Source organism: Cystobacter fuscus, assembly GCF_002305875.1.
In the GTDB taxonomy this organism is placed as follows: Bacteria; Myxococcota; Myxococcia; order Myxococcales; family Myxococcaceae; genus Cystobacter; species Cystobacter fuscus_A.
In genome coordinates this window covers 2,556,677-2,580,145 of sequence record NZ_CP022098.1, presented here as the reverse complement: position 1 = coordinate 2,580,145, position 23,469 = coordinate 2,556,677, and the positions used below count along the sequence as shown (strand labels likewise).

Here is a 23,469-nt window from a genome sequence, read left to right as displayed (position 1 = left end):
AGATGTGCTCGCCCGGTGGCGGCCGGTCAAGCCCGGAGGCGGGCCGGCCCTACCAGTTCCGGACAAGCTCGGTGTAGCCCCGGAAGGCCACCGCGCCCCAGAAGTTCACCAGTCCTCCGAGCACCAGCGCGGCCACCACGGCCCGATGGCGCAAGGACCAGCCGCCCAGCGCGAAGAGCAGCAACAGGTAGGGCGTGTAGTCGATGCTGAAGCGGAAGCCGAACTGCATGTAGCCGGTGTTCTGGTAGAACAGGCCGGGCAGCGCGGTGACGGCCACGGTGAGCCACACCGGCCAGTGCAGGCGCGGCTTCTTCTTGGGAATCAGCAGGAAGACGAGCAGCGGCAGCGTGAGCAGCAGCGTCAGCCCGTGAGGGTCATACGTGAGACGCGGCGGGGAGCCCGAGAAGCCCGGCAGCTTGAGGAAGGCCGCCTCCAGGTTGCGTGGCAGGTAGGCCGGGTTGAACAGGCCCAGGCGATCGATGTCCACGTTCACCCGGTTGTTGTAGAGGAAGCGGTGGCCGAACTCGGTCAGGCTGCCGAAGCGGTAGAAGTTGTAGGCCGCCGCCAGCAGTCCGAGCGGCGCGGCCCCCAGCACGAAGCGGCCCAGCTTGTCCGCCACGGGCTTCCACCTCGTCCCCAAGTCCTTGAGCTGGGAGAGCCGGTCCGGGCCCGGACACACCGCCTCCAGCACGAAGAACAGCCCGGTGAAGAGCAGCGGCGTGCGCGTGAGCGTCGCCATGGAGAAGAAGAGCCCGGCGAGCACCGGCCGGTGCGCCCGGACGGCGTTGCGCGCGTAGAGGCACGTGAAGGCCACGCCCATCACCTCCGCGCTGAACCACACCTCGCCGCGAATGGCCGCGTAGAAGAAGAGCGTGCCGAAGCCCAGCGTCAGCGCCAGCGCCGCGTTGGGCGCCCACGTGCGCGGCGTCTCCCCCTCCTTCGTGAGGAAGCGCAAGAGCGCGTAGAAGAGCGCCACCGCCAACGCCCCCGTGAAGACGCCGAACGAGGTGTCGTTGAACTGGTAGCCGTTGATCGCCACGAAGGGCAGCATCACCACCGCGGGAAACGACGGGAAGCTCACGTACCAGCGATCCCCCGGCCGCGGCGGGCCCTCGCACCGCACCTTCGCGCCCGCCACCTCGCGCACACACGCCCAGTCCTCCAGGTTGGGCAGGACCTCGGGATCCAGATCCAACCGGCCCTCCAGCCACGCCTTCGCCTGGTACACGAAGTGGGGCGCCTCGCTCTGGCGCAGGAAGCGCTGCGAGCTGAAGCTGGCCAGCACCGCGAAGCTCACCAGGAAGAGCACCACCTCCACCCGGTACGCCGCGAGCCACGTGCGCACCGCCGCCCCCACCACCCCGCTGCCCTGCTCCCCCACGGACACCGGCACCACGGGCCGGGAAGGCCGCTCCGGCGGAGACCCACTCCGGAGCGAAGGCTCGGGCGAGGAGGAACCCCGGGTGGGAGCCTCGCTCGGAGAGGCACCGCGCGCGGGAGGCTCGGCGGGAGGCGGCGCGGGGGGAGCCGGCGCGCGGGATGGGCCCTTGGGAGGCGTGGCGGAAGACCTGGCGCGTTTGGATTTGGAGCGGCTCATGGCGAGGAGGGCGAGGTCAGCAGGTGCTCGCGCAGCAGCTCGAGCGCGTGGGAGGCGGCGAAGAGGCGGATGAGTTCACGATCCCCGGAGAGCGAGAAGCGCTCGCAGCGCGTGGGCCCGCCGTCCACCGCGAGCGCGCAGTAGACGGTACCCACCGGATCCTCGGGCGTGCCCCCCGTGGGCCCCGCCACCCCCGTCACCGACAGGCCATAGGTCGTCTGGCACGAGGCGCGAATGCCCTCGGCCAGGGCCACCGCCACCGGACGCGACACGGCCCCGTGGCGCTCCAGCATGTCGGGGGGCACTCCCGCCCAGGCCGTCTTCATCCGCTCGGTGTAGACGACCGCGCTGCCCATGAGGAAGCCGCTCGCGCCGGGCACCGCGGTGAGCTGCGAGGCGATGAGGCCCCCGGTACAGCTCTCCGCGATCGCCAGCGTGGCGCGCGCCTCCGTCAGGAGCCTCGCCACCACGCCATGGTAGGTGTCCGCGTCCGCCCCGTACACCGAGCGGCCCAGCTCCGCGCGCGCCGCCGCCTCGGCCGCGGCCAGGGCGGCGTCCGCCTCGGCCTGGGAGGGCGCTTCGGCCATCAGCTTGAGCTGGTTCTCCGGCGCATGGGTGCGAAAGCCGAACACCACGCGCGGGTGTGCCCGGGCCAGCGGCGCCACGCGCGCGTCGAGCACCGACTCGGGCAGGCCCACCGTGCGCAACAGGCGGAAGGCACGCCAGGTACGCCCGGGCCGCCGCTCCAGTTCCTCGCGCACACGCGGCACCACCACGCCGTCCACCAGGGCCCGGTACTCGCGCGGCACCCCGGGAAGGAAGAAGAGGCGGCAGCCACCCAGCCGGACGATGAACAGGGGCGCGGCGCCCACGGGGTTGGGCACCACCTCGGCGCCCCGGGGCACGAGCGCCATGCGCGCCACGTTGGGGGTCAGCTCCCGGCCCCGCTTCTCGGCGCGCTCGCGCAGGAAGCGCAGGGTGCCCGCGTCCTCGACGAGGGGCACGCCCGCGGCCGTCGCGGCGCACTCGGCGGTGAAGTCATCCGCCGTGGGTCCCAGCCCCCCGGAGACGATGACCACGTCCGCCCGGGACGCGGCCTCCTGGAGTCCCCGGGTGATGTCCTCGCGAACATCGCCCACCAGCACCACCCGACCCACCTTGACGCCCAGCTCGAACAGCCGCGCCTCCAGGTAGGGACTGTTGGTGTCGGTCGTCAATCCGGTGACGAGCTCGTCCCCGGTGCACAGCAGCTCGACGCGCATGGGCCGGGCATCCTAGCCGCCCCCCGCGTCTCCAGCACGCAACACCTCGCGTCGCACGGGGCGACTACGCCATCCGCTGCCCGTCGTCCTCGTCGTCCTCGTCTTCCTCCGCCTCGTCCATCAGCACCATGGCCGGGGCCGCGCCGCGCCCCGCCTTGCGGGCGACGAGCCGGTGGCGCACGAGGAAGGCCGACTCGAGCAGGCCAAAGCCGAGGTAGGCGAAGGAGTAGGCCACCAGCACATAGGCCGGGTGGAAGCGCGTGCCGATGACGACGCCGCTGGCGAGCACCAGGGCGAGCACCAGGGCGGAGCGGGGCGACAGGCGCAGGTCCTTGAAGGTCCGGTAGCGGACAGTGGACACCATCAGCAGCGACAGCGCGAGCGTGGCCACCACCACCGGCCCCCGGGCCGAGCCATCGAGGGGCTCGCCGCCCGTGGCGGCGTAGTGGGCGATGATCATCGAGACGAGCACGCTGGCGGCCAGGGGGATGGGCAGGCCGACGAAGAAGTTGCCGCCGCCGCCCTGGGGGCTGCGCATGGCGAGGACGTTGAAGCGCGCGAGCCGCAGGGCGCCGCAGGCGGTGAAGCTGAAGGCGATCAGCAGGCCCACGAAGCCCAGGGGCTCCAGGGCCCACTTGTAGACGAGCAGACCCGGAGCGGCGCCGAAGGAGACGACATCCGCGAGGCTGTCGAGCTGCATGCCGAAGTCGCTCTGGGTCCGCGTGAGGCGGGCCACCCGGCCATCGCACCCATCGAAGAACATGGCGAAGAGGATGGCCAGGGCCGCCTGGTTCAGCTGCGCCGGAGCCGCCTCGCCCGCGCACAGGGTCAGGGCGTAGAAGCCACAGAGGATGGAGGTGACCGTGAACAGATTCGGCAGGACGAACATCAACTTGCGAGGACTCATCTGTTCTTTCCCGCCTCCGCGGTGTCGGCCACTGGCCGTTGTGGTGAAAGCCGAGCGAGAACGGACCATAGCAAGGTTTTATTTGCCCGGACTCGAATGGAGGAACAATGGACATGGCGCGGTGGGTCCCATGGGTGGTGGCGGCCGTACTCGTCCTGGGGGCGCTCAACGTCCTCTGGATACTGCTCGTGCGCTGGTGGTACCGCCCGCGTGTCCCCCCACCCGAGCTGCTCAAGACCCGGTGCCAGGACGGCTGGGAGCTGAGCGTGTACCTGCGCCGGGCCCCCACCCGGCGCTTCGAGGAGCCCGTCCTGCTGTGCCATGGGCTGGCCGCCAACCGCTACACCTTCGACTTCGAGCCCCCCTACTCCCTCTCCCACGTCCTCGCGGAGGAGGGCTTCGACTGCTTCATCGTGGAGTGGCGGGGCATCGGGGGTTCGCGGCGCCCGCCCCCGGGAAAGCGCTGGCCGGACGCCACCGTGGATGACCTCGTCGCCCAGGATGGACCGGCGCTCATCGACCTGGCGCTCGCCCGCACGGGCGCCCGGCGGGCCTTCTGGGTCGGCCACTCGCTGGGGGGACTGGTGGGCTACGCGGTGGCGCAGGGCCCCCACGCCCACAAGCTCGCGGGCCTGCTCGCGCTCGGCTCCTCGGTGTTCTTCCCCCCCGACAAGCTCATCCGCCGGCTCATCCGCCTGGGCAACCGGGCCGCGTGGCCGCGGGGCCTGCGCAACGAGTGGTTCAGCCAGACCCTGGCGCCCTTCCTCGGCTACGTCACCCTCCCCCTGTCCGACCTCATCATCAACCCCAAGCACATCCCCCCGGCCATCCAGCGCAAGGTGTACGCCAACATGATGGCGTCGATGAGCCGCAACGTGCTGCGTCAGTTCCAGGATTGGATCGACCATGACGCGTTCCGCTCGTTCGACGGGAGCGTGGACTGGCGCGCGGGGCTGGCGAAGCTGACGCTGCCGGTGCTGGTGATGGGGGGGAGCCAGGATCGACTGGCCCCCCCGAAGAACCTGCGTGCCCAGTACGAGCTGCTCGGCTGCTCCGACAAGCAGCTCTACATCTTCGGCGCCGAGCGCGGCGACAAGATGGACTACGGGCACGGTGACCTGCTCTTCGGCACGGGCGTGGCCCACGAGGTCCACTACGAGACGCGCGCCTGGCTCATCTCCCACGCCACGCACCTGAGCGTGCCGGAGGAGACCCCGGACAGCTCCGCCCGCTCAGCGTGAGGGTCCCGTCACGCACGGCGCCCCCGGCCCCACGGAGGCCTGGCCCTCGACGCGGCCCAGGGTGACCCGGGTGTCGCCCGCGCAGTCGGCCGCCACGAGTCCCCCGGCATTGTCCCCGGCCGAGAGGTCCTCCACGCGCAGCACCCCGTTCTCCAGGGCCACGAGCGCGGGTCCACCGGAGCCCCGCACCTCGAGGCCCTCGGCCGTCACCCGGGCCAGGGTCTCGCCCCACACCCCCGCGGTCCGGCACGACGTCAACACGGTCTCGCGCAACACCACCCGGGCCCCCTGGGCCGCCAGCACCCCCGCGCCCGCCACGTCGCGCACGACGAGCCCGCGCGCCTCCACCTCCACGTCACGCAGGTGCAGCCCATCACCGGCGTCCCCCTCGCGCGACGTCAGCCCGGTGAGCAGGGCCCGCTCCAGCCGCAGCCGCCCGCGCGTGGCCGAGACGCCGTAGGCCTCCGCGCCCTCCACGTGGAGACCGCGCAGCAGCATGTCCGAGCCCAGCAACGACACCGCCCCGAAGTCGCCACTGCCCACCACCCGCGTGTCCTCCATCACCCCCTGGGTGCCGAGCAACGCCACGCCCGCGCGCACCGCGCGCACCGAGGTGAAGCCGCGCGCCTCCAGCCTGGCCTCCCGGGTCTGCAGGCCGTACTCATGTCCGGTGACGGTGACGTCCTCGAGCCGCAGCGTGCCGTGCTGGACGAAGAGCCCCACGTCGGGGCCGTGCTCCACCGTCACGCGCGCGAGCCGCGCCTCGCCCCGCGCCTGGTGCAGCGCCGTGCGCGCCGCGCCCACGCGCACCGACTCCAACACCACCCGCGCGTCCCGGGTCTCCACCGCCCGGCGGAAGCCGCCGCTGAACGAGGCCTCGTGGATCCGCGCGCCCGCACCCTCCACCCGCAGGCCCACCGCCTCCGGGCCCCCGCCTCGAACCGCCCCCCTGCCACCGTCAGCTCGCCCGCCCCCATCCACAGGGCTCCCAGCCCCTGACCCGTGAAGCGCACGGCGTCCATCCGCACCGCGCCCCCCGCCACCACGCCCCACCCGCCCCCCTCGATCACCACCCCGCGCAGCCGCGCCCCGCCGGGAGCCCGCACCACCGTCGTTTCCGCCCCCTCCCCGTACACCACGACTCCTTCCCCATCGCCCACCAGCTCCCACCCGGCCGGCAGCACGAGGGGGCCCGGATAGCGTCCCGGTGCCAGGTGCACGCGGAGTGGAGCACCCACCTCCCTGGCGAGCACCCGTCCCAGCCCCTGGGCGCCGTCCACCCACACCTCTTCCAGGGCAGTCCGGAGGGCCGAGGGACTCCGGTCGGCGTGGGAGTGACAGGCCGAGAACACCAGGCAGGCGATCATCCAGGGAAGGCGGGGCATGGGTTGCCCAGACTATGGCCTGCCAGCCTTCGACGCCCGTTGGATCAGACAAACCGCGCAAGTGATCGAAATGACAAAGGAAAACCCTCTCAATCGATCACACCCACCTGACTCCGCCTGGAATTCCCACGCCGGGAGGCCACACCCACCGCGTGAACCCCTCGCTCTTCTAGAGGAGGAGCACGGTCCGTCAAATTCCTCACATCCTCCTCACATCGTTGGTGTGGGGCCGATCTTCCGGCGCGCAACGCCTGTCAGCGTTGACAGACAAAAGAGCGATTTGTTACCAACCTCGGGCTTTCGCAGAACAACGTGGGTGGAGGAGCGGATGACCAAGGCAGAGCTCGTGGAGGTGGTGGCGGCGCAGTCGCGGCTGACGAAGAAGTCGGCGGCGGAGATTCTCGACATCGTCTTCGCCAACATCGGCAAGGCGGTGAAGAAGGACCAGCGCTTCAGCTACCCGGGCTTCGGCACGTGGTCGGTTCGCTCTCGCAAGGCGCGGAAGATCCGCAACCCGCAGACCAACGAGATGATGAAGCTCAAGGCATCGAAGACGGTGGGCTTCCGGCCCGCCAAGGAACTGAAGAACTCGTTGTAGCCTCGTTGTCGTCCGAGGGGCCCGCGAGCGCGCTCCGGCCTCAGAGAGGGCGTCGTCCGAGAGGACGGCGCCCTTGTCGTTTCCGGGAGTCCGGAAGCGACTCGTGCTGGACGAAGGACGGCAGTTCTCCCGACTCGGTGGGGCCCATGACGTCGAGCGGATCGCTCGGCTCGCCGTCACGCCACAGCTCGAAGTGCACGTGCACCCCGGTGGCCATGCCCGTCCTGCCGGCCGTGCCCAGCACGTCGCCCTCCTCCACCACGTCTCCGGGCACCACCAGCAGCCGCGACAGGTGGCTGTAGCGGGTGGTGACGTTGCCGTCGTGCTGGACGATGACCTGGTTGCCGTGCCCGCCATTCCACCCGGCGCGCAGCACCACGCCCTGGGCCGCGGCGGTCACGAGCTGGCCCGCCTTGGCCGCGAGATCCACCCCCTGGTGGTCGCGCTCCGTGCCGAGAATGGGGTGCAGCCGGCTGCCGAAGACACTGGTGACGATGACGGGCTCCACCGGCCAGCTCAGCGAGAGCCGCTTCGGCGCGGCGCGGGTGGACGGGCGGCGCAGCTCGGCCATGCGCATCGCGAGCGCGTCCATCCGGGAGAGCACCGCGTCGGCCAGCTCCGCGGGGATGTCCCCGTAGGCGCGCGCGTCCAATTCCAGCTCGGCCTCCAACGTCGTGCGGGTGCGCACCACGTCCAACGAGGACGTCTTGCGCGCGGGGCGGCGCAGGAACTCGTCCAGAAAGCCGTTCATCCGCCGCCAGTTGATGACCTGGGCGTCCGGCATGGAGCTGCCCTGGGACACCTGGGTGCGCGAGGCGCGCGCCTGATTGACGAAGGAGGCCAGGGCGGCCCGCAGCTCCGGGGACTCGGGCGCCTGCCTCGAGGCGGTGGCCCCAGCACGGGCGCCCGTGTCCCGGCGCACGGACGCGTCCCCCGGGTCCGGGCCCGAGGGATAGGGCGCGGGATCCGAGTACAGCTCATCGAAGCTCATCTTCTCGCGCGCGCCCGGATGGGCGCACGCCGATGCGACGAGCAGCAGGAAAGGGGCCAGACGACGCAAGGGACCCCAGTCTACCAACGCCGTGGAAATCAGCCAGCCAGCGCCCGGCGGATGCGCACGAGCGCCTCGTCGATGTCCGTGGACGACACATCCAGGTGGGTCACCAGTCGCACCGCGTGGGGCCCCGTGCCCGTGGAGCCAGCGAGCACGCCATGGGCCGCCAGCTTGCCGAGCATCTCGCGCACGGGGAGGGGGAACTCGGCGACCACCATGTTCGTCTCCACCTGGCTCGGCGTCACCTTCACTCCGGGCAACTCCGCCAGCCCCGCCGCGAGCCGGCGCGCGTGGACATGGTCCTCGGCGAGCCGCTCCACGTGGTGCTCCAGCGCGTACAGCGCCCCGGCGGCGAGGATGCCCACCTGGCGCATGGCCCCGCCCAGCCGTTTGCGCAGCCGCCGCGCCTCCTCGATGAACTCACGCGAGCCCAGGATGGCCGAGCCCACCGGGGCGCCCAGGCCCTTGGAGAAGCACACCGCCGTGCTGTCGGTGAGCGAGGCCCAGGCGGAGGCCGGCATGCCCGTGGCCACCGCGGCGTTGAAGAGGCGCGCGCCATCCAGGTGCACCGCCAGCCCCGCCTTGCGCCCCGCCTCCACCACGCTCCGGAAGAGCGCGAGCGGCCACACCCGGCCCCCACTGCGGTTGTGCGTGTTCTCCAGCGACAACAGCCGCGAGCGCGGACCGACGAAGTCCGTGCGCACCGCCGCCGTCACCTGCTCGGCGGACACGAGCCCATGGGCCCCGGCCAGCGGCGCCGGCTGGACGCCCCACAGCCCCGACAGCGCCCCGCTCTCGTAGTGGAAGATGTGGCTGTTGGCCTCGGCGAGCACCTCGTCGCCCTGGCGGCAGTGCAGCCCCATGGCGATCTGATTGGCCTGGGTGCCCGAGGGCACGTAGAGCGCGGCGGGCAGCCCCAGCACCTCGGCGATGCGCTCCTCCAGCCGGCGCACCGTGGGGTCCTCGCCGTAGATGTCGTCCCCGACGTCGGCCTCGGCCATGGCACGGCGCATGGCGGCGGTGGGCTTCGTCACGGTATCGGAGCGCAAGTCGATGGGCTTCATGGATGTCCTGGGAGGGTGTCCTGAAAGGTAGTGGAAACTTCTTTACGGCACAGGTCGCTCTGGCGTACAGCCGTGCACGTGGCACGTGAATCATCGCAGTCCAAGCGCATGCGGGCGATCGAGGTGTTGGAGCGGCTGGAGCACGCCATGCCGGACGTGCGCATCGAGCTGGACTATCGCACTCCGTTGGAGTTGTTGGTGGCCGTCATCCTGTCCGCCCAGTGCACGGACAAGCGGGTGAACCTCGTCACCCCGGCCCTCTTCCAGCGCTTCCCGGACGCGGCCGCCTACGCGAGCGCGAGCGTGGAAGAGGTGGAGCCCTTCATCCAGTCGTGCGGCCTGTACCGCGCCAAGGCGAAGAACCTCGTCGCGGCGGCCCGGGCGCTGGTGGCGGAACATGGCGGCGAGGTGCCGCGCTCGCGCGCCGTCCTGGAGACGCTGCCCGGCGTGGGCCGCAAGACGGCTGGCGTGGTGTGCATCCACCTGGGCGGCGATGACGCCTTTCCCGTGGACACCCACGTGAAGCGGCTGGCGTTCCGGCTCGGGTTCACCCGTCACGTGGATCCCGACAAGGTGGAGATGGACATGCAGGCACTGCTGCCCTCGGAGCGGTGGATGAAGGGCCACCAGCTCCTCGTGTGGCATGGGCGCAGGACGTGCTTCGCGCGCTCGCCCGCATGCGAGCGCTGTCCCGTGGCGCCGCTCTGCCCGAAAAAGGGCGTGAAGGGCGTGGCCCTCTAGGCCGACGGCCGGGTCTCGCGCGACGCCTTCGCGCGCTTCATCCGCTTGCGGATGAACTCGCGCTTGAGCGAGGAGACGTGGTCCACGTAGACGGTGCCATCGAGGTGGTCCGTCTCGTGCTGCACGGCGATCGCCAGCAGCCCGTCACACACGCGCGTCTGCTCGCGGCCCTCCTCGTCGAGGTAGCGCACCGTCACCACCGCCGCGCGCTCCACGTCCTCGGACTCGCCGGGGATGGACAGGCAGCTCTCGTGGTAGGTGGCCTTGCCCTCCAGCGCGATGAGCTCCGGGTTGATCATCGCCAGCGGCTGGGACTCGGGCTGGCTCGGACGCGTGTCCAGGACGATGACCCGCTGCAACACGCCCACCTGCGGCGCGGCGAGCCCCACGCCCTGGGCGGCGTACATCGTCTCGAACATGTCCCGGATCAGCGTGCGCACGGTGTCGTCCACGCGGGCCACTGGCCGGGCCTTCTGCTTCAGGACGGGATCGGGCCAGATGAGGATTTCTCGGACCATCCACTTTTCATAATCCCAACCCGGGCGGGCGGGCAACCCACGCTGGAGGCTCCCACCGCCGGGCCGTTGGCCCTGGACGGATGCCTCCCCTCCCCCCGGCCGGGCTTCAATCCAGCAGGCTCCGGGCGTACTCCTCGCGCAGCCGATCATCCGCGAGCGCCCGCGCCGCCTCGCTCAGGGTGTTGGAGATCTGCTGCGCCCGGTGCTGGAGCACCGGATCCGGATGCCCCGCGAAGCGCAGCGGGTGGAACTCGGCGGACAGCAGCGCGTGGGCGCGCTTGACGTCCTCGCTCCCCGCGGTGCGCGCCAGCCCCAACACCGAGAAGTAGTCCGCGTCCTGGATCTCCTCGAACTTGGACTCCAACCGGCGCACCTCCAGCTCACCCGGAGTCTCCTGGCCGGACACCGGGATGGCGGGCTTCAAGACGACGAGCCCCAGCGTGTGCAAGAGCGCGAGCAGCTTGAACGCGGTGTCCTGTGGCAGGCCCGCGCCCAGGAGGAGCTGCTCGAGCGTCTGCTCCCCGTCCACCTCCGAGAGCAACCGCAGCTCGCGCGCGGACAGACCGAAGGACTCCGGCGCGGACTCGCCGCGGAAGACCCCGGCGCGCAGCCCTCCGGCGGCCGACAGGAAGGACTCGGCGGTGACATGGTCGCGCAGCGCCTCGGCCAGCAGATGGAGCAGGGGCCGGGTGGAGGCGGCGAGCGCCACCTCGTGGGGCGGTGGCTCCTCGACGAGCCGGTAGAGCGAGGAGGCCTCGCCGAACGCATCCAGGGCCACCTGCTCGGTGTAGCGCTGCACGAGCGGGACGACCTCGTTCTCCAGCAGGTGGCCGCGCGCGCGCATGGTGTCGATGAGCGCGCCGGTGGAGGAGCCGCGCACCAGCCGCAGCTCGTTCTCCTGGCGCGCGTCGATGAGCGCGTCGGCGCGGGCCCGATCGATGAGCGACTCGTCGGGCGCGGAGGACAGGGCGCCCACGATCCGCCCGTCCTTCAACCACAACACGCGCAGGGCCCCGGTCCCCTTGAGCTCGAAGCGGGCCTGGAGCCGCGCCGACTGGAGCCGCGAGAGGAGCGAGGCGAGGCCCTCCCGGTTGACGCTGCCCGCCCGGGGAATGTCCACCAGGGAGCCCCCGGGCTCCTCGAAGGTGATGAGTGCCGCGCGGCTCCGGGCCTCGGCGGCCTCGGCCTCCGCCCGGAGGCGGACGAGTTGCTCCCCGGATTGGACCCGCGCCTGCTCCAGCCGCTCCACCTCCCGGCGCGCTTCCGTCAACGCGCGCCCCAGCCGCTCCGCCTCCGCCCGGGACTCGTCGAGCTGGGTGGCGCGCTCGGCCAGGGACTCCTCCAGCCGGGAGAGCCGCTCGGACAGCTCGGCGGACTCGCGCGACCAGGCCTCGCGCGCGTGGAGTCCCGCCTCCACCCGGGCCAGGGCCTCGTCCCGGGCGTGCTCGGCGGCCTCGACCCGGGCCTCCGCTTCACCCCGGGCCTGCTTCTCCTCGACGGCGCGGGCCTGCGACGCGGCACGCGCCTTCTCCGCGCGCTCCACCCGGAGCTCCATCTCGACCCGCAACCGCTCCGCCGTCACCGCGCGCGTCTCCGCGTCCACGCGCGCCCGCTCCAGCTCCTCGGCCTGGGACTCGGCCTCGGCGCGCGCCTGCGTCGCGCCCTCCAGCCGGGCCTCCCATTCCTGATGCCGCCGGGACAGGGCCACCCCGCGCATCTCCGCTTCCTCGCGGGCGCGCAGTTGGGACTCGGCCTGGGCGAGCGCCTCGTCGCGCTCCTGCTCCGCCTTGCTGGCACGCGCCTCCGCGCGCAGCCGGGCCTTGTCGGCCGCCTCGGCGCCCTGCTGCGCCCGGGCCCGCTCCCGGACCTCCCGCTCCGCCTGGGCCTCCGCCTCCGCCCGCGCCGCGTCCGCCGCCTCGGCCCGTGCCTCCGCCTCCGCCCGGGCCTGCATCTCCGACTGCACGCGCGCCTCCGCGGTGGTGCGGGCCCGCGCCTCCACGTCCATCCGCGCCTTCTTCTCGGCGTGGACGCGCGCCTCGGCCTCCGTCCGGGCCCGAGCCTCGGCCTCCGCCCGGCTCTCCGCCTGGGCGCGCGCCTGGGCCTCCGCCGCGACGCGTGCCTCCACCTCCGCCCGGGCCCTGGCTTCCTTCTCCACGCGCGCCGACAAGTCCTTGCGCGCCTTCGCCTCCGCGTGGGCTCGCGCCTCCCACTCCCCGCGGGACTTCGTCTCCGCCTCGGCGCGAGCCTCCGCCTCCTCCCGCGCCGCCCGCTCCTGCCCGGCCCGCTCCTCCGCTTTCACCCGAGCCGTGCGCTCCTGCTCGACTCGCGCCTCCGCTCTCACCCGCGCCGCCCGCTCCTGCCCGGCCCGCTCTTCCGCCTCCTCCCGCGCCGCTTCGGCCTGGGCCTCCGCGTCCACCCGCGCCGCCCGCTCCTGCTCGGCTCGCGCCTCCGCCTCTGCCCGGGCGGCCCGCTCCGTCTCGACCCGCTCTTCCGCCTCCCGCAGCGCGACCTGCTCCTCCTCGGCCCGGGCCCGCGCGTCCACTCGCGCCGACTGCTCCTCCCGCGCCCGTGCCTCCGCCCGCGTTCGCGCGGCCCGCTCCGCCTCCGCCCGGGCCTCCGCGTCCCTCAGTGCCGCCCGTTCCTGCTCGGCTCGCGCCTCCGCCTGGACGCGCGCCTCCGCCTCGGACGCCACGCGCCGTTCCGCCTCGAGGCGCTGTCGCCGCTCCTCCTCGAGCTGGCCTCGCAGCTCCTCGAGCCGCTGCTGGAGTCCGGCGGCATCCTCCTGCCCCGTGCGCGCCTCCTCCAACCGCCGCTCCAGCTCGCGCCGCCGCGTGGCCTCGCGCTCCCTCTCCCCGGACAACTCCGCGAGCCGCGTGCGCTGCGCCTCGACCTCCCGCCGCAGCGCCTCCTCCCGACCCACCGACTCCCGCGTCAGGCGCTCCCGCTCCGACTTGAACGCGGCCTCCCGGTCCGCCAGCGCATCCGAGTGCTGCTGCAGCGAGAAGTGGAGCTCCTCCGCGAACGCATCGGCCTCCGTGCGGTCGCGCTCCGCTTCCCGCAGCGCCTTCTGGGCGGCATCCCGCTCGGCCTGGAGCTGCGCGAGCCGCCGCTCCGTCCGCATCAGGCGCACTTCCAGGACGGCGAGGGCCTCCTCCGCCGGGAGCGCTTCCACCTTCGCGGGCGCGCCCACCTCCGACACAGGCGCGGGCTCCGCCACGGCCGGCGCGCCCTCGCGAGCGGGCCCGGACGCGGCCTTCTCCGGCCCGGAGTCGAACCAGTCCGCCGCGCTCTCCTGGTGCGGCTCCTCCCAGGACTCGGGCGCATCACCTTCCGTCGGCAGCGGCGCGTCCGCCGGGACGGGCTCCAGGTCCGAGCCCTCCAGCAGCCGGGTGGACTCGGGCGCCAGGGCCCGCGCCTCCGCCTCACGCAGGGCCGCCGTGGGCGCCACGGGCGTGGGCTCCACGTCGAAGAACCCCTCGTCCCCGAGTTGGGGCCCGACCCGGGCGGCGAGCTCGCCCGGCGAGAAGTCATCGGAGGCTTCCAGCCCATCGCGCGCACGCGCCTGCGCCGATTCGATCTCCAGTTGCGCGAGGCGCTCGGCCTCCGCGCGGGCCTCCGCGTCGAGGTCCACCGTCTCCGGGCTGATGGCCTTCACCGGAGGCAGCGACGGCAGGGGCTTGACCGGCTCCGGAGCCAGCACGGGGGTCGACACCGGCCCCATCTCCACCGGGCTCACCGCGGTGATGGTGGGAATGCCGCGCCCCGAGGAGACGGCCTGCTCCGTCTGCCCGAAGAGGGACTCCGCCTCACCCTCCGGCTCCAGCTCGGCCGGCACCGGCGCGGGCTGGGCGGGGGCCGGGGCGAAGACCTCGGGCGGAAGCAGCGGCAGGGGCACTTCCCCCGTCAACCCCACGTGGGAGAACAGCTCATCCGCGTCGAGCGCGAACGGGGACGCGGGGAGCGCGGGCGCCACGGGCTCGCTCCCGGAGGCGCGGCCCGGCCCGGCCTGCCGGGGAACGAGCCCCGGAGGACCCGAGCGCGGCGGGAGCGGCTCGAGTGGCTCGAGCGGCGGCTCCGGCTCCTCGTCCTTCACCACGTACCAACCCTCGGGCCCGGAGGGCGAGTGGATGAGGGTGGACACCTGCACCACGAAGTTGGCCCCGTCCAGGGGCAGCGGCGCCACCGGGGCGGCGCTGCCGGCGATGGGCTCGCCGAGCAACAGCACGCGCGCCAGCCGCATGTCCGGGTGCAGCCCCAGCTCCTCGAGCACCAGCGGACCGCGTCCTCCCTCCACCCCGGGGGCGAGGATGATGAGCGCGGGCAGGTGGTGGCCAAAGGCGATGAGCGCATCCGCCACGGAGGTGGCGAGGATGACCTCATGGCCCTCGCGCGTGAGCAACCGCCGCACGGTGGCGATGATGGCGATGTCGTCGTGGACGAGGAGAACCGATTCAGCCATTGGCAGGGGGCAGGAGTCTACAACATGGCCGCGGGATCCACGTCGATCGTCACGCGCACCGCGGAGGGAATATCGACCAGTTTCGCCTCCAGCCTGGCCAGCAGGGGCGCGAGCGCCGCGTGGGTGGGCGCCTTGAGCAGCAGTTGCCAGCGCGTCTTGCCGCGGATGCGGGAGATGGGCGCCACGGCGGGCCCGAGCAGGCGCACCCCCCAGGAGGCCGGAGGCATGTGCCGGCCGATGAAGTCGCCGAGGAAGCGGGCGACGCTGGCGGTCTGCTCCGCGCTCTCCCCCTCCAGCCGCACCGCCGCCATGCGCGTGTAGGGGGGCCAGGACAGCGCGCGGCGCCGCTCCAGCTCGCCCTCGGAGAAGCCCTCGAAGTCATGGGCGAGCATGCGCCGCACGGGCTCGGCGTCCGGGTTGTACGTCTGCACGAGCACCCGCCCCGGATCCTTGCCGCGTCCGGCCCGGCCAGCCACCTGGGTGAGCAGGTGGAAGGTGCGCTCGGAGGCACGGAAGTCGGGGATGGCCAGCGACGTGTCCGCCATCACCACGCACACGAGCGTCACCCCGGGGAAGTCATGCCCCTTGGCCACCATCTGCGTGCCCACCAGCACGTCGATCTCCCGGCGGGCGAAGGAGGCGAGCAGCTCGGTGAGGCGCTCGGCGCTCGTGGCCGAGTCCCTGTCCAACCGCGCCACGCGGGCCTGGGGGATGCGCTCGGCGACCTCGGCCTCCACGCGCTCGGTGCCGATGCCCAGCTTGAGCAGGGGCCCGGTGCACTCGCGGCAGTGCTCGGGCACGCCGTGGGCCTCGCCGCAGTAGTGGCACACCAGCCGGTTCTGTGAGCGGTGGTAGGTGAGGCACACGTCGCAGTCGCCACACTTCACCGAGACGCCGCACACCTCGCACAGGAGGAAGGTGCTGTGGCCGCGGCGATTGAGGAAGAGGATGACCTGCTGGCCGCGCCCGATGGTCTCCGCCATGGCGTCGAGCAGGGGCTGGGAGAGGATGGGGGCCTCCTGCGTCTGGAGCGGATCCTTCGGGCGCTCCTGGCGCAGGTCCACGCACTGGAGCGTGGGCATGGGCCGGTCATCCACGCGGTGTTTCAGTTCCAGCTTGCGGTAGCGCCCGCGGCGGGTGTTCTCCAGCGTCTCCAGGGACGGGGTGGCCGAGCCAAGCACCACCACGGCACCGGCCTGCTTGCCGCGCACCACGGCGAGGTCGCGCGCCTGGTAGCGCAGCTTGTCCTCCTGCTTGAAGGAGGGATCGTGCTCCTCGTCCACGACGATGAGGCCGAGGTTCTCCACGGGGGCGAACACCGCCGAGCGCACGCCCACGGCGATGCGCACCGTGCCCTTGCGCAGGGCCTGCCAGTGGAAGAGCCGCTCGCGGTCCTTGAGGGCCGAGTGCAGCACGGCCACGTCCGCGCCGAAGCGGCTGCGAAAGCGCCCCACGAGCTGCGGCGTGAGGGCGATCTCCGGCACCAGCACGAGGCTGCCCTTGCCCTGCTCGAGCGCGCGCTCCACGGCGCGCAGGTAGACCTCGGTCTTGCCGCTGCCGGTGACGCCGTGGAGGAGGAAGGGCTGGAAGCCACCCGTGTCCACGGCGGCGTGCAGCTCCTTCACCGCGGCGTCCTGCTCGGGGGTGAGGTGCTCGGGGCGATTCTGTCCGAGCCCCTCGCGCACACCGGGGGCGAGCACCACCTGCTCCAGCCGCACGAGGCCGCGGGAGGCCAGCTTGCGCAGCGTCTCGCGGGCGCCGGGGATGGCGTGGGCCACCTCCTCCACGGGGACGCGGCCACCCACGGTGAGCAGGTAGGCCAGGGCGGCGGACTGGGCGGGGGCACGGCGCAGGGCGGCGGGGGCCTCGGTGACGAGCGCCTCGGCGAACTCCTGCACGTCGGGCTTGGCCTCCTTCTCCTCCTCGGCCTTGGTGAGCCCGGGGGGGAGCGCGCCCCGGATGACCTCGCCGAGCGGGTAGCGGTAGTGCTCGGCGGCGAAGCGCAGGAGCGCGATGAGATCGGGCGGGAGGGAGGGCGAGTCCTCGAGCACCTTGAGGATGGGCTTGAGCTTGACGTTGGCGCCCTCGGCGGGGGGAGCGGCGGGGCCGAGGAAGAAGCCGAGCGTCATGCTGCGGCCGAAGGGGACGAGGATGCGCTGACCCGGCGAGAGCCTGCCGGACAGGGACTCGGGGACGGAGTAGGTGTACTCGCCGCGGACGGGGCGGCCGACGGCGACGGAGGCGAGGGAGGGGGCAGGCACGGTGACTCAAGGGCCACTGTAGCGGCCGCTCCTGACACGGGTAGTTTCCGGCCAGGGGAGCCCCTCCCCCCCCTCGGTCGGAAATGTTGACATCAGGGAGCGACGGACTGGGGCGCTCTCTTGGGTTTGGCGCCGGGCATGTAGCACTTGCCCTGGTACTCGGCCGTATCCGGATCGCAGGGAGGCTCCTGGTCCAGCCGCACCCAACACCCGCCGTTGATCTCCACGACGCTCCGATTGCGCTTGCAGGGAGGAACCGCCTGATCGCGGAGGGGCTTGTCGGGCATGGGATAGGCGAGGGCCGCCGGGTCCGACTCCGCCAGATCGACGAAGGACGAGTCGTCCTCCTGGGAGAAGGAATCCGAGGCCGCATCCCGAGGGAGGGGAGACGGAGGCGCGGAGAGACTCACCAGCAGCCAGACGCCCAGAGCGAGCGAGAGCCCGGTCCAGTTCGCGGCCGTGCAACCCGTGCGCTGGCGCGAAGTGGGAGGAGTCGGAGACAGGCCCGAGGCGAGGTGTGCCTGGAGCCGAGGACTGTGTTCCACGCGCGAGACGGCGGCGGAGGTGAGCACGAGGATGTCCGCCAGTTCCGACACAGGCATGGACGCGGGAGCCTCCTCCACCCTCACGGTCACCGAGTTAGGTTGCGGCTCGCACAAGAGGGAGACCCGCCAGGGCCCCTCGGGCTGCCATTCCACGCGGTCCGTGGGCAGCAGTTGCAGGACCGGCATTCCGGTCTTCACATCCCACGCATCGTGGAGACTGCCCAAATCGGGCCCCACCTCGTCGTAGGCACTGCCCCGTTCGAACGGCCCCCACCCACTCCCCTTCCCGCTCTTGTCGTCCGCCACGTGCACTCCCGATCAGTTCGGCGCCCAGCGGAGCGGATTCGACCTGTCACGTCAACACGAAGCACAGGTCCTATAATCATGCCCTTGCGTTCCTCGAGACATTGCTGAAAGAGACGAACACTTCGGGTAGGCTCGTGGTCAAGCACTGAAGGAAATTGCACATGGACTGGTACCTGATGACCCGTGATGGGTGGAGCATTTCAGTTCATCAGTTCATCGAACTACTCAATTCGCGATGGCCATTGGTTAAATTCAAATCCGCGTTCAGCTCAGAGGGGTTCCGGTCCATCGACTTCCAACTCGAGATGTCAAACTCAACGATTGATGGCTCCCTCGGCGGCGAGGGCTCGACCATCACCTACAACGGCGCAATGCGAGACTGCGCGGAGTTCGCGCTCTGGTATGGCTCGATGATTTCCCCCGAAGCCAAGCCCTTGATGCTGTTCGACGAGGGCTACAATCACAGTATCGAGCTTGGGGAGAAAACAACTCTCGAGGACATCCTTCTCGCCTTCAAGAACAAGCCGAGCCAGCAGAACACCTGACACCGCGCGCCACGCAGTTCCTGCCCTGGTCACTCCTCGCTGGTCACGGGCTCCGGACGATTGATGAGGCCAGCCCGGTCGAGCAACTCGCGCACGCGCACGGTGAACGCCACGTGCTCGGGATTGCTCGCCGTCATGCGCTCGGGCGAGAGAACGAGCAACCAGCCCAAGGTCCCCACGGGCTCGATGCGCACTGGAGCGGGCAACGGAGGCAACGTGCCCAGCCGTCGCGACAGGTACGTCAGCCACCCCACCCGAACCTCCCTCTTGCGCTTCTCCACGAGGTCCACCATCTCCGAGGAACTGACCATGGCAAAGTCGGGGTCCCAAGCCGTGGCCATACTGGTGAGCACCTCCGCCAGCAGTGGGGCACTTAATACCCGCTCCCGCAGCGGGCCCTCCTCGGGCGGATAGAACAGGCACACGTTCACCACTCCCGGATAATAAGCACCGCAATGCACTTGAATGCGGGTCCATTGACTTCCCTTCGCGTTCCAGACATGCGCGCCGAAACCAGCATCCTCGATGACTTCCTTGTCAACGTCAGTGCGGAGCCTTCCGCGAAGGAATAACTGCTCCCACTCCGCGGCCGTGGAGCGAACAAGATGACCTGGCTGATTTCGAGGGGCGCCACGTCCTCCCCTGTACCACTGAGTGAACATCGGGTCACACCGCGCCAGCATGTGAAAGAAGAGTTCCGCGCGCCGGGCGCACTCCAGCGGCGTCTCCTCGCGAGGCCCCCAGTATCCGCCCACATAGTACCGCTCGTCCATGCCTACTCCTCACCGCGTCGTCGGTTGTTTGAAACGGACGTCGATGCCGTACACCCGGTTATCTTTGAAGGTCTCACAGAGGAACTTCGCGAATTCCGCCTCGGCCACGTACCACACCAGCGGCAGGTTCAGCGCACTGGCAAGCCGCGCCTGACTCCTGGCCTGATCCAGCAGCCCCGTGAACCCCTCCCCAGCGAGAAACCAGGGTTGGGCTGTACCATCCTTCTTGAGGAAGTGCTTGTAGCTGGCGCCCTTGGCCTCCAGCAGTTCCTTGCCGTTGAATCCGTCGAACTCCACTCTCCCAATCATGTACACGTACCAGGCGGGCCGTCCCGTTATCTCCTCCTGGTAGTCCAAGGCCTGTCTGGACTCGGTGGTGGGCTTCTTGTACGTCCACTTTCCCGGCCCCTTCCCAGCAGTCGTCCCGGAGGACGTCCCCTTCTTCCCGCTCGCACCACCGACGTTCGCCGGACCTCTCGCCATGTGGAGGATGGAGAGGGCTCCCAGATCCATCCCCACGGTGGTGGCCGTCGCGGCTCCCGCCACGACAGTTCCGCCCAGCGCCAGCTCGCCCCTCGCCGTGAGCGACAGCGCCGGCAGTTGTGCCCCCAACCCACCCATGCGCCCCATGGTGGCCTCCGCTCCCCCGAACATCATGAGCACGTGCGTGGATAGGCGCGCCGCCTCGCGTATCTGGTCCTCCCTCGACATGGCGCCGTAGCGCGCGAAGTACTCCGGCGAGGAGGCGATGAGGTGCGCCACCGTGTCAGGTAGCTGCACCAAATCCTCCACCGTGCGGAGGGGATGAAGGATGGACTGGGCGAGCGCCACCCCCATCTCCCCCACCGCATCCTGCGCTCCGTCCAGAGCGGCGTTGAGCGGGTCTCTCCCCAAGCCCAGTTCGGCCAGGGGCGGGACGTCCACACGCCGCAGGGCCTCATTCACCGGGTAGAAGACGCCCCCGCGCGAGAAGTAGAAATCGCCCACCACGAGGGGGCCCACCTTCCACACTCCTTCCACGAGTCGAAGGGGGCCCAGGCGCTGAAGAGGAGCACCGGTGGGCGCGGCCACCAGGTAGCCATCCGGTCGCACCAGCACCAGGAACAAGAAGCGCTCGGCGCGCCACTTCAAATCCGCGTACTCCACGCGCTCGCCGCCCTCGAGCACCTCGCGCAACAGCCAGGAGAGCACGCGGCGAGGAGCGAAATTCCGCTGGGTGACGGGCGTCTTCGCCAACGCGCCCAGGAGTTGGCGCGCTTGCCCCACGTAGAGCGCCGCACCCGCCGGGTGCCAAACCTCTTCCCCGAGGCCGCTGGCCTCCTGCACCACCTGGAATGCATCCACTGCCGGCTCGGGAAATCCGCCCGCGCTCCCCGTCTCCTCCATGGTCACGGGAGAGGCAACCGGAGTCCTGGGCCCAACGCCGTAATGCAACGAGGCGGAGCGCGAGTGGATGCCAACACTACTGGTCAGGCTCCCTCGCGAATGGCCCGTGGCACACCCCTCGAGGAGCACGACCACGGCCAGGGCCAGCAGGAGTACGCCGCTCTGGCGACCCGGGAGCTCAAAACGAGGGCGCGAACTGTCTTCGAGAAGGGACTGGAGGGGCATGGGTGTCACTCCGTGTAGGGTCGGCCGGTACGGCCTTCTCCACACTCTGATCTTGCCCTGGTCACTCCTCGCCGGTCACGGGCTCCGGACGTTAGAGGAGACCAGCCCGATCGAGCAGTTCGCGCACGCGCACGGTGAACGCCACGTGCTCGGGATTGCTTGCCGTCATACGCTCCGGAGAAAGGACGAGCAGCCAGCCCAGGGTCCCCACTGGCTCGATGCGCACTGGAGAGGGCAACGGAGGCAACGTGCCCAGCCGTCGCGACAGGTACGTCAGCCACCCCACCCGTACCTCCCTCTTGCGCTTCTCCACGAGGTCCACCATCTCCGAGGAACTGACCATGGCAAAGTCGGGGTCCCAAGCCGTGGCCATGCTGGTGAGCACCTCCGCCAGCAGTGGGGCACTCAATACCCGCTCCCGCAGTGGGCCCTCCTCAGGCGGATAGAACAAACACACGTTCCCCGACCCACGGGAGTAGGAACCGCAATGCAATTGAATGCGGCTCCATTGACTCCCCTTCGCGTTCCAGACGTGCGCACCGAAACCAAACTCCTCGATGACTTCTTTGTCGACGTCCGTGCGGAGCCTTCCGCGCAGAAACAATTGCTCCCACTCCGCTGCATCTGGTCGGACAGGGTATCCTGGCAGCGTGCGGGGAGCGCCACGTCCCCCCCTGTACCACTGAGTGAACATCGGATCACACCGTGCCAGCATGTGAAAGAAGAGCTCCGCGCGCCGGGCACTCTCCAGCGGCGTCTCCTTGCGAGGCCCCCAATACCCGCCCATGTAGTACCGCTCGTCCATGTGTACCCCTCACCTCGTCGGCGATTTGAACGTCGACCCCTCCGCAGTCCTGCTACTGACGCACGCCGAAGGGCTCCACCGCACCGAGGAGCCACCTCCCACCAGGGCGCTGGGCCCGCGGGGCGGCCAGGCTCACCCGTGCGGAGCCCGCTTCGCCGGCCTCGCTTTGTCCATCGCCCGCAGCTCGGCGAAGCTCTGCTCGAGCGTGCGGCGGCCCAGCGTGTCGAGCATCGCCTGCTCCGCCTCGTCCGCCAGCCCATCGAAGAAGCGTTCGATGTTGGAGCTGACGAGGCAGCGGTGCGGCACGTTCGACCGCGCCGACCAGAGCTTCTTGCCTTCCGTCACGCAGCAATAGATGTCGCGCAGCGTGATCTCCCCCGCCGGCCGCCCGAGGCGCACGCCGCCGCTCTTGCCCATGAAGGATTCCACGAGCCCCGCGCGCACCAGCGGCACGAGCAGCTTGCGCACGAGGCTCGGGTTGGCGCCCAGCCCCTCGGCCAGCTCCGCCGAGGACACCTTCGCCATGCCCTCCCGCTCGGCCAGCACCAGGCCCAGCATCATCTGCAGCGCCGTGGGGAAGCGCAGATCCGTCATGCCCTGAATATAGCGCGCCCGTTTTTTGCAACAATGAGAAGAACACTTCCCGGCTCGAAAGTGCAATCGTCACTATTGCACTTGAATGGGCTCATCTGTATCTCTCACGAGAACACTTCAGCCACCGGGAGCCCGCATGTCCCCCCACCCCGCCTCGGATCTCCTCCAGACGCCCGTCACGCTCGGCGCGTTGCGACTGCCCAACCGGCTCATCATGTCCCCCCTGACGCGCCTGCGCGCGGATGCGGAGCTCGCGCCGACGAAGCTCGTCGCCGAGTACTACGCGCAGCGCGCCAGCGCCGGGCTGATCATCTCGGAGTCGATCGCCGTCGCGCCCTATGGAGAAGGCTACCCGGCGCTTCCCGGCCTCTTCACCGCCCGGCAGGCCGAGGCCTGGCGCTCCGTCGTGGAAGCGGTGCACGCGGAGGGCGGGCGGATCGCCGCCCAGCTCTGGCACTTCGGCCAGGCGCGGTATGCCACGGACGAGGCCCAACGGGCCGCGGGTTGGTGGGCGGTGGCCAACCCGCTCAAACCCCATGACCTCACCCCCGCGGAACTGGCCGCCATGGTCGAGGCGTTCGGGCGTGGGGCTCGCACGGCGCGGGCCCTGGGCTTCGACGCCGTCGAGATCCACAACGGCAATGGCTATCTGCTCGACCAGTTCCTTCGCGCGGGCGCCAACCAGCGCACGGATGCCCACGGAGGCTCGCTCGAGAACCGGACCCGGCTGGCCCTGGAGCTCGTCACGGCGGTGAGTGAGGCCATGGGTGCCGATCGCGTCGGAATCCGGCTCTCACCGAGCGCGACGGTGAACGGCGCGCCGGACCCGAGCGGCGAGGAGACCTTCGCCTATCTCCTCGAGCGGCTGGCCCCGCTCGGCCTCGCGTACGTGCATGCCACGCGCACCACCGAGCAGGACCGCCGGCACGGCTCCGGCCCGGGCATCCCGCTCCAGCGCATCCGCGCCCTCTATCCGGGCAAGCTGATCGGCGCCGGTGACTTCACGCGCGAGGACGGCGAGCATGCCCTGGCCGAGGGGACGGTGGATGCCGTGGCGTATGGGCGGCTCTTCATCGCCAATCCCGATCTGCCCGAGCGCTTCGCCCGGCGCACGTCGCTCAACGTGCCTGATCACGACACCTTCTACACCCCCGGCCCCGCGGGCTTCACGGACTACCCGCGTCTGGCTTGAGGACGCATGGG

At 70.9% G+C, this 23,469-nt stretch carries 19 protein-coding genes; 5 read left to right on the top strand and 14 right to left on the bottom strand.

Annotation, left to right across the window (positions count from 1 at the left end; translation table 11 throughout):
• Nucleotides 1-49: 49 nt before the first annotated feature.
• The 3 genes from CYFUS_RS10700 to pssA all read right to left on the bottom strand — a co-directional run bounded on the left by CYFUS_RS10700 (nucleotide 50) and on the right by pssA (nucleotide 3,766).
• Complete coding sequence (locus tag CYFUS_RS10700; RefSeq protein ID WP_095985129.1) at nucleotides 50-1,597, bottom strand: hypothetical protein; 1,548 nt, start codon at nucleotides 1,595-1,597, stop codon at nucleotides 50-52.
• Nucleotides 1,594-2,859, bottom strand: a complete 1,266-nt coding sequence (locus CYFUS_RS10695) for a CinA family nicotinamide mononucleotide deamidase-related protein (protein WP_095985128.1) — start codon at nucleotides 2,857-2,859, stop codon at nucleotides 1,594-1,596. Before CYFUS_RS10695 ends, CYFUS_RS10700 begins: the two co-directional genes overlap by 4 nt.
• A gap of 64 nt (nucleotides 2,860-2,923) precedes the next feature.
• Nucleotides 2,924-3,766 carry a CDP-diacylglycerol--serine O-phosphatidyltransferase gene (gene pssA, locus CYFUS_RS10690; protein ID WP_095985127.1) on the bottom strand — a complete coding sequence of 281 codons (843 nt, stop codon included), beginning with the start codon at nucleotides 3,764-3,766 and terminating at the stop codon, nucleotides 2,924-2,926.
• 113 nt (nucleotides 3,767-3,879) lie between these two features.
• Between pssA and CYFUS_RS10685 the strand changes: the two genes are divergently transcribed.
• Complete coding sequence (locus tag CYFUS_RS10685) at nucleotides 3,880-5,007, top strand: alpha/beta fold hydrolase (protein ID WP_420042685.1); 1,128 nt, start codon at nucleotides 3,880-3,882, stop codon at nucleotides 5,005-5,007.
• Here the strand turns inward: CYFUS_RS10685 and CYFUS_RS10680 are convergent.
• Nucleotides 4,999-5,925, bottom strand: a complete 927-nt coding sequence (locus tag CYFUS_RS10680; RefSeq protein WP_157758381.1) for a hypothetical protein — start codon at nucleotides 5,923-5,925, stop codon at nucleotides 4,999-5,001. The genes CYFUS_RS10685 and CYFUS_RS10680 overlap by 9 nt on opposite strands.
• A 795-nt stretch (nucleotides 5,926-6,720) precedes the next feature.
• Here CYFUS_RS10680 and CYFUS_RS10670 point away from each other — a divergent pair.
• Nucleotides 6,721-6,990 (top strand): HU family DNA-binding protein, encoded by a 270-nt coding sequence (locus CYFUS_RS10670; protein WP_043430183.1) that lies wholly within the window; start codon nucleotides 6,721-6,723, stop codon nucleotides 6,988-6,990.
• A 40-nt stretch (nucleotides 6,991-7,030) separates the two neighbouring features.
• Here the strand turns inward: CYFUS_RS10670 and CYFUS_RS10665 are convergent, their stop codons facing one another.
• Both CYFUS_RS10665 and CYFUS_RS10660 read right to left on the bottom strand, forming a co-directional pair.
• Complete coding sequence (locus CYFUS_RS10665; protein WP_232537492.1) at nucleotides 7,031-8,050, bottom strand: M23 family metallopeptidase; 1,020 nt, start codon at nucleotides 8,048-8,050, stop codon at nucleotides 7,031-7,033.
• 29 nt (nucleotides 8,051-8,079) lie between these two features.
• Nucleotides 8,080-9,108 carry a threonine aldolase family protein gene (locus CYFUS_RS10660; protein WP_095985122.1) on the bottom strand — a complete coding sequence of 343 codons (1,029 nt, stop codon included), beginning with the start codon at nucleotides 9,106-9,108 and terminating at the stop codon, nucleotides 8,080-8,082.
• Nucleotides 9,109-9,216: 108 nt separating this feature from the next.
• On the opposite strand from CYFUS_RS10660, the gene nth reads away from it, so the two are divergent.
• On the top strand, nucleotides 9,217-9,849 hold the full coding sequence (gene nth / locus CYFUS_RS10655; RefSeq protein WP_232537781.1) for an endonuclease III: 633 nt from the start codon (nucleotides 9,217-9,219) through the stop codon (nucleotides 9,847-9,849).
• Here nth and def read toward each other — a convergent pair.
• From def to CYFUS_RS10635, 4 genes are all read right to left on the bottom strand, one after another.
• On the bottom strand, nucleotides 9,846-10,367 hold the full coding sequence (gene def / locus CYFUS_RS10650) for a peptide deformylase (protein WP_095985120.1): 522 nt from the start codon (nucleotides 10,365-10,367) through the stop codon (nucleotides 9,846-9,848). The genes nth and def overlap by 4 nt on opposite strands.
• Before the next feature lie 106 nt (nucleotides 10,368-10,473).
• Complete coding sequence (locus CYFUS_RS10645) at nucleotides 10,474-14,826, bottom strand: hypothetical protein (protein ID WP_095985119.1); 4,353 nt, start codon at nucleotides 14,824-14,826, stop codon at nucleotides 10,474-10,476.
• A 17-nt stretch (nucleotides 14,827-14,843) separates the two neighbouring features.
• Entirely contained in the window at nucleotides 14,844-17,087 is a 2,244-nt protein-coding gene (gene priA / locus CYFUS_RS10640; RefSeq protein WP_095985118.1) for a replication restart helicase PriA, read from the bottom strand.
• Between the two features lie 92 nt (nucleotides 17,088-17,179).
• Nucleotides 17,180-17,938, bottom strand: a complete 759-nt coding sequence (locus CYFUS_RS10635) for a hypothetical protein (RefSeq protein ID WP_095991931.1) — start codon at nucleotides 17,936-17,938, stop codon at nucleotides 17,180-17,182.
• A 161-nt stretch (nucleotides 17,939-18,099) separates the two neighbouring features.
• On the opposite strand from CYFUS_RS10635, the gene CYFUS_RS10630 reads away from it, so the two are divergent.
• Nucleotides 18,100-18,483, top strand: coding sequence for a hypothetical protein (locus CYFUS_RS10630; protein WP_095985117.1), 384 nt, complete (start codon nucleotides 18,100-18,102; stop codon nucleotides 18,481-18,483).
• Nucleotides 18,484-18,512: 29 nt separating this feature from the next.
• Here CYFUS_RS10630 and CYFUS_RS53850 read toward each other — a convergent pair whose 3' ends face one another.
• The 4 genes from CYFUS_RS53850 to CYFUS_RS10610 form a co-directional block, all read right to left on the bottom strand.
• On the bottom strand, nucleotides 18,513-19,256 hold the full coding sequence (locus CYFUS_RS53850) for an Imm52 family immunity protein (RefSeq protein ID WP_095985116.1): 744 nt from the start codon (nucleotides 19,254-19,256) through the stop codon (nucleotides 18,513-18,515).
• A 9-nt stretch (nucleotides 19,257-19,265) separates the two neighbouring features.
• Nucleotides 19,266-20,642 (bottom strand): Tox-REase-5 domain-containing protein, encoded by a 1,377-nt coding sequence (locus tag CYFUS_RS10620; RefSeq protein WP_095991930.1) that lies wholly within the window; start codon nucleotides 20,640-20,642, stop codon nucleotides 19,266-19,268.
• Nucleotides 20,643-20,958: 316 nt separating this feature from the next.
• Nucleotides 20,959-21,654: an Imm52 family immunity protein gene (locus tag CYFUS_RS54310; protein WP_332468428.1), complete on the bottom strand. Its 696-nt coding sequence runs from the start codon at nucleotides 21,652-21,654 to the stop codon at nucleotides 20,959-20,961.
• Between the two features lie 150 nt (nucleotides 21,655-21,804).
• The gene (locus CYFUS_RS10610; RefSeq protein WP_095985114.1) at nucleotides 21,805-22,266 is read right to left on the bottom strand and encodes an Rrf2 family transcriptional regulator; all 462 of its coding nucleotides are present in this window, start codon (nucleotides 22,264-22,266) and stop codon (nucleotides 21,805-21,807) included.
• 136 nt (nucleotides 22,267-22,402) lie between these two features.
• On the opposite strand from CYFUS_RS10610, the gene CYFUS_RS10605 reads away from it, so the two are divergent.
• Nucleotides 22,403-23,458 (top strand): alkene reductase, encoded by a 1,056-nt coding sequence (locus CYFUS_RS10605; RefSeq protein ID WP_095985113.1) that lies wholly within the window; start codon nucleotides 22,403-22,405, stop codon nucleotides 23,456-23,458.
• The last annotated feature ends 11 nt before the right edge of the window (nucleotides 23,459-23,469 follow it).

Excerpts from the sequence above, each read along its gene's own strand:
- CYFUS_RS10700 (WP_095985129.1), bottom strand. The coding sequence starts at position 1,597 with ATGAGCCGCTCCAAATCCAAACGCGCCAGGTCTTCCGCCACGCCTCCC.
- CYFUS_RS10695 (WP_095985128.1), bottom strand. The coding sequence starts at position 2,859 with ATGCGCGTCGAGCTGCTGTGCACCGGGGACGAGCTCGTCACCGGATTG.
- pssA (WP_095985127.1), bottom strand. The coding sequence starts at position 3,766 with ATGAGTCCTCGCAAGTTGATGTTCGTCCTGCCGAATCTGTTCACGGTC.
- CYFUS_RS10685 (WP_420042685.1), top strand. The coding sequence starts at position 3,880 with ATGGCGCGGTGGGTCCCATGGGTGGTGGCGGCCGTACTCGTCCTGGGG.
- CYFUS_RS10670 (WP_043430183.1), top strand. The coding sequence starts at position 6,721 with ATGACCAAGGCAGAGCTCGTGGAGGTGGTGGCGGCGCAGTCGCGGCTG.
- CYFUS_RS10660 (WP_095985122.1), bottom strand. The coding sequence starts at position 9,108 with ATGAAGCCCATCGACTTGCGCTCCGATACCGTGACGAAGCCCACCGCC.
- nth (WP_232537781.1), top strand. The coding sequence starts at position 9,217 with ATGCGGGCGATCGAGGTGTTGGAGCGGCTGGAGCACGCCATGCCGGAC.
- def (WP_095985120.1), bottom strand. The coding sequence starts at position 10,367 with ATGGTCCGAGAAATCCTCATCTGGCCCGATCCCGTCCTGAAGCAGAAG.
- CYFUS_RS10645 (WP_095985119.1), bottom strand. The coding sequence starts at position 14,826 with ATGGCTGAATCGGTTCTCCTCGTCCACGACGACATCGCCATCATCGCC.
- CYFUS_RS10630 (WP_095985117.1), top strand. The coding sequence starts at position 18,100 with ATGGACTGGTACCTGATGACCCGTGATGGGTGGAGCATTTCAGTTCAT.
- CYFUS_RS53850 (WP_095985116.1), bottom strand. The coding sequence starts at position 19,256 with ATGGACGAGCGGTACTATGTGGGCGGATACTGGGGGCCTCGCGAGGAG.
- CYFUS_RS10620 (WP_095991930.1), bottom strand. The coding sequence starts at position 20,642 with ATGGAGGAGACGGGGAGCGCGGGCGGATTTCCCGAGCCGGCAGTGGAT.
- CYFUS_RS54310 (WP_332468428.1), bottom strand. The coding sequence starts at position 21,654 with ATGGGCGGGTATTGGGGGCCTCGCAAGGAGACGCCGCTGGAGAGTGCC.
- CYFUS_RS10610 (WP_095985114.1), bottom strand. The coding sequence starts at position 22,266 with ATGACGGATCTGCGCTTCCCCACGGCGCTGCAGATGATGCTGGGCCTG.
- CYFUS_RS10605 (WP_095985113.1), top strand. The coding sequence starts at position 22,403 with ATGTCCCCCCACCCCGCCTCGGATCTCCTCCAGACGCCCGTCACGCTC.